This window comes from Streptomyces sp. MB09-01 (genome assembly GCF_033794505.1).
In the GTDB taxonomy this organism is placed as follows: domain Bacteria; phylum Actinomycetota; class Actinomycetes; order Streptomycetales; family Streptomycetaceae; genus Streptomyces.
On the sequence record NZ_JARAYQ010000437.1, the window covers coordinates 1 to 4,142 of the forward strand.

The 4,142-nt window shown below is 79.6% G+C and carries 2 protein-coding genes; one reads left to right on the top strand and one right to left on the bottom strand.

Going from position 1 to position 4,142, the window contains the following annotated elements; genetic code table 11:
• A partial coding sequence (locus tag PV721_RS41785) for a DUF5682 family protein (RefSeq protein WP_319733890.1) occupies nucleotides 1-2,092 on the bottom strand: 2,092 nt, incomplete at its 3' end.
• On the opposite strand from PV721_RS41785, the gene PV721_RS41790 reads away from it, so the two are divergent.
• Nucleotides 2,051-4,142 (top strand): DUF5682 family protein (locus tag PV721_RS41790; RefSeq protein WP_319733890.1); only part of this gene is annotated, 2,092 nt, incomplete at its 3' end. The two genes, PV721_RS41785 and PV721_RS41790, sit on opposite strands and share 42 nt — an antisense overlap.

Genomic DNA, 4,142 nt, shown 5'->3' on the forward strand with positions numbered 1-4,142 from the left:
GGGCGGCCGGGGAGGACTGCAGCAACGGCCCGGCGGCGGTGAGGAGTCCGGCGAGCCGGCGGGTCAGGGCGCGCCGGCCGTCGGGGGTGCCCGCGGCGTCGATCCACCCGGCGGCGCGGTCGCCGAGCCCGGCGGCCGGGTCGAGGTCCAGGAGGACCCGTACGGCCAGGGCCGCTCCCTGTATCAGCGGGGACCCGGAGGCGGCGAGCTCGGCGAGGGCCTCGTCCGTGCGCAGGCCCAGGTGGCGGGCGGCGGCGCGGTCGGCGAGGGCCACGAGGGCGGCCGCGTCGGCGGGGTCGTCGCTCCCGGCGAGGCCGGGCAGGGACCGTACGGCCGCTTCGATCAGGTCGGCGGTGAGGGCGGCGGCCGTGGCACGCGTTCCGTCCGAGGTGCCGGGGAGGTGGCCGCGGTGGAGGGCCTCCAGGAGGTCGAGGGCGTCGAGGAGTTCGGGCAGGGTCGCCGTCTGCGGCAGGGTGGTGGACGCCTCGTGGAGGCGTACGTCGACCAGTTCGGGCAGGTCGCACCGCGCGGCGGCGGCCAGCCCGGCGAGGATCTGCGCCGGGGTCGGCCCGCCGTCGGCGGCGGCCCGGCGGGCGGTGTCGCGCAGGGTTCCTGCAGCGGCCTGGGCGGCGGTGACGCCGCGGACTCCGGCGAGATCGAGGCGGGCCGGGACGGAAGGCGTCCAGGACAGCCGCCACTTCGTGCCGAGGGCGGTCCCGTCGCCGGTGGCGGCGACGGTGAGCGGCTCCCCGTAGGAGGCACCGCACACGAGGAGCCGTTGCAGCAGGACCTCGCGGCGGCCGTCGAGGGCGGAACGCAGCGGGTCGAGGCGGACCTCGCGGGAGGCGGGCTCGTCGGGGCCGGGCAGGCGCAGTTCCGTCAGCTCGGCCTCCACGGAGGGGCCGAGACCGGAGCGGGGGGCGTGCGGGGTGATCCGCCCCCGGGCGGTGCCGACGAACACGGCTTCGAGGGCGCGGGCCAGTGCCCGTCCCCGGCCGAGCGGTTCGCCCTGGCCGAGCACGGTGGTGACGGCCTCGAGGAGTTCGCCGCGGCCTGGCGCGGGGAGCCCGCGCAGGACGGCGAGGTCGCAGGCGAGCCGCAGGGTCTCGGCGGCCTCGCCGGTGCCGGCGGTGTGCCCGGCCCGGCGCAGCTCCCGGCAGAGCCGGGTGACGGCGACGGAGGCCGCCTCCCGGACCCGCCCGGGGTCCCCGCCGGCTTCCAGGACGGCTTGCTGCCAGAGCGGATCCCGGATGCCGGCGGGGTAGCCGGATCGGGAGTCGAGCAGATCGAAGGAGTACGGCACGAAGGAGGTGACGGCCCGTTCCGTCCCCGCGCCGGGACCGGGCTCGGCGTGCGCGGTCCCCGCGGCCCGGGGCCCCGGCAGCGAGCCGCCGGAGCCCCCGGCGGTCGCTCCCGGGAGGACACCGGCGGGCCCGTTCCCGGCATCCACTCCGACGGGGGCCGGGGCGAGGTCAACGAGCCCCGGGCGTGCGGCCGCGGTCCCGCTCCCGGCGCCGGCGCCCACGCGCGCCGGGAGAGCATCAGCAGGCCCGGCGGCCACACCCGCACGGGACGGGTCGACATCGACGGGGCCGCTCCCGGCAGCAGCGCCCTGGCGGGGGCGGTCGGTACAGGTCGGGCCGGTCCCGGCGCTCGCGCCGGGGAAGGCGGGGCCGGCGGAGACCGGCCTGGCCCCCGCGTCCACACCCGCACGGGAGGGGTCTGCACCGGCGGGCCCGGTCCCGGCAGCCACACCCTGGCGGGCGCGGTCCGCAGCGGCCCCGCTCCCGGCGCCCACGCGTTCCGGGTCTACGGCGAGAGCGTCCACGCCCAGGAGGGCCGGGGCGTGGAAAGCGCCGATCACGGCGGCCACCCGGCGGCCCCCGGCGGCTGCGCCGGCGATCACGGAGCGCATGTGGGACTCGCGGGCCAGATCCCTCGCGGGCGGGGTGGAGTCCGCTCGCAGCGCCCAGCCCACGCCGAGCGCCGCCCGGCGCACGGCTTCCGCGGAACAGCCCGGTGCGAGCACCTCGACGGCACGGTCCCACAGATCGTCACCGTCACGGCCGGTACCGGCCGTGACGGTGACGATCTGTGGGACCGTGCCGTCGAGGTGCTCGCACCGGGCTGTTCCGCGGAAGCCGTGCGCCGGGCGGCGCTCGGCGTGGGCTGGGCGCTGCGAGCGGACTCCACCCCGCCCGCGAGGGATCTGGCCCGCGAGTCCCACATGCGCTCCGTGATCGCCGGCGCAGCCGCCGGGGGCCGCCGGGTGGCCGCCGTGATCGGCGCTTTCCACGCCCCGGCCCTCCTGGGCGTGGACGCTCTCGCCGTAGACCCGGAACGCGTGGGCGCCGGGAGCGGGGCCGCTGCGGACCGCGCCCGCCAGGGTGTGGCTGCCGGGACCGGGCCCGCCGGTGCAGACCCCTCCCGTGCGGGTGTGGACGCGGGGGCCAGGCCGGTCTCCGCCGGCCCCGCCTTCCCCGGCGCGAGCGCCGGGACCGGCCCGACCTGTACCGACCGCCCCCGCCAGGGCGCTGCTGCCGGGAGCGGCCCCGTCGATGTCGACCCGTCCCGTGCGGGTGTGGCCGCCGGGCCTGCTGATGCTCTCCCGGCGCGCGTGGGCGCCGGCGCCGGGAGCGGGACCGCGGCCGCACGCCCGGGGCTCGTTGACCTCGCCCCGGCCCCCGTCGGAGTGGATGCCGGGAACGGGCCCGCCGGTGTCCTCCCGGGAGCGACCGCCGGGGGCTCCGGCGGCTCGCTGCCGGGGCCCCGGGCCGCGGGGACCGCGCACGCCGAGCCCGGTCCCGGCGCGGGGACGGAACGGGCCGTCACCTCCTTCGTGCCGTACTCCTTCGATCTGCTCGACTCCCGATCCGGCTACCCCGCCGGCATCCGGGATCCGCTCTGGCAGCAAGCCGTCCTGGAAGCCGGCGGGGACCCCGGGCGGGTCCGGGAGGCGGCCTCCGTCGCCGTCACCCGGCTCTGCCGGGAGCTGCGCCGGGCCGGGCACACCGCCGGCACCGGCGAGGCCGCCGAGACCCTGCGGCTCGCCTGCGACCTCGCCGTCCTGCGCGGGCTCCCCGCGCCAGGCCGCGGCGAACTCCTCGAGGCCGTCACCACCGTGCTCGGCCAGGGCGAACCGCTCGGCCGGGGACGGGCACTGGCCCGCGCCCTCGAAGCCGTGTTCGTCGGCACCGCCCGGGGGCGGATCACCCCGCACGCCCCCCGCTCCGGTCTCGGCCCCTCCGTGGAGGCCGAGCTGACGGAACTGCGCCTGCCCGGCCCCGACGAGCCCGCCTCCCGCGAGGTCCGCCTCGACCCGCTGCGTTCCGCCCTCGACGGCCGCCGCGAGGTCCTGCTGCAACGGCTCCTCGTGTGCGGTGCCTCCTACGGGGAGCCGCTCACCGTCGCCGCCACCGGCGACGGGACCGCCCTCGGCACGAAGTGGCGGCTGTCCTGGACGCCTTCCGTCCCGGCCCGCCTCGATCTCGCCGGAGTCCGCGGCGTCACCGCCGCCCAGGCCGCTGCAGGAACCCTGCGCGACACCGCCCGCCGGGCCGCCGCCGACGGCGGGCCGACCCCGGCGCAGATCCTCGCCGGGCTGGCCGCCGCCGCGCGGTGCGACCTGCCCGAACTGGTCGACGTACGCCTCCACGAGGCGTCCACCACCCTGCCGCAGACGGCGACCCTGCCCGAACTCCTCGACGCCCTCGACCTCCTGGAGGCCCTCCACCGCGGCCACCTCCCCGGCACCTCGGACGGAACGCGTGCCACGGCCGCCGCCCTCACCGCCGACCTGATCGAAGCGGCCGTACGGTCCCTGCCCGGCCTCGCCGGGAGCGACGACCCCGCCGACGCGGCCGCCCTCGTGGCCCTCGCCGACCGCGCCGCCGCCCGCCACCTGGGCCTGCGCACGGACGAGGCCCTCGCCGAGCTCGCCGCCTCCGGGTCCCCGCTGATACAGGGAGCGGCCCTGGCCGTACGGGTCCTCCTGGACCTCGACCCGGCCGCCGGGCTCGGCGACCGCGCCGCCGGGTGGATCGACGCCGCGGGCACCCCCGACGGCCGGCGCGCCCTGACCCGCCGGCTCGCCGGACTCCTCACCGCCGCCGGGCCGTTGCTGCAGTCCTCCCCGGCCGCCC